General features: G+C 59.4%; 1 protein-coding gene. It reads left to right on the top strand.

Annotation, left to right across the window (positions count from 1 at the left end; all coding sequences use genetic code 11):
* Nucleotides 1–563 (top strand): ATP-binding protein (locus AWB66_RS32670; RefSeq protein WP_087634064.1); only part of this gene is annotated, 563 nt, incomplete at its 5' end.
* Nucleotides 564–648 lie beyond the last annotated feature (85 nt).

The raw sequence follows: 648 nt of genomic DNA, 5'->3' as shown, positions 1-648 counted from the left end.
ACTTCGACCGGCTGCCGAACCTGAATCGTACCCATATCCACGACCTTGCTACCGGCCGCTATATCGATGAGAAGGTCGCGATTCTCATTGCCGGGCCAACAGGTACTGGCAAGTCACACCTGGCCCAGGCACTCGGCAATTGCGCCGCCCGGCAAGGACGTGATGTCGTGTTCGCCACGCAGACCAGGCTATTGAACAGTCTGCAGGCAGCGCGCGCGACCGGTACCTATGAGCGCAAACTGAAACAGCTTGCCAGCGTACCGGTTCTCATCGTCGACGACTTCGCTCTCAAGCCGCTGCGCTCGCCGCAGGATGAAGACTTCCACGACCTGATCGCGGAAAGGTACGAGACCGCTGCGACGATCCTGACCAGTAACCTCGACTTCAGCGAATGGGGCGATGCGTTTGCCGGCAACCGCATCCTCGGCGCCGCCACACTCGATCGCCTGCGACACGGCGCCTATCGTATCGTGCTCGATGGTGACAGCTTCCGCACGCCTAGGCCAATGCCTGAACCCGACCAGACACGACTTGCGAAATCAACCAGAAAAACGCATCCTTGAGTCCGTTCGAATCCGCGTTTTACTTCACTTCAAACTGGCGCCATTACGGCGATCATCCCCGGCGTCATTACGCCGATCCGTGACA

This window comes from Caballeronia telluris (assembly GCF_001544495.1).
GTDB classification, from domain to species: Bacteria; Pseudomonadota; Gammaproteobacteria; order Burkholderiales; family Burkholderiaceae; genus Caballeronia; species Caballeronia telluris.
This window is presented reverse-complemented; position numbering and strand designations above follow the sequence as displayed.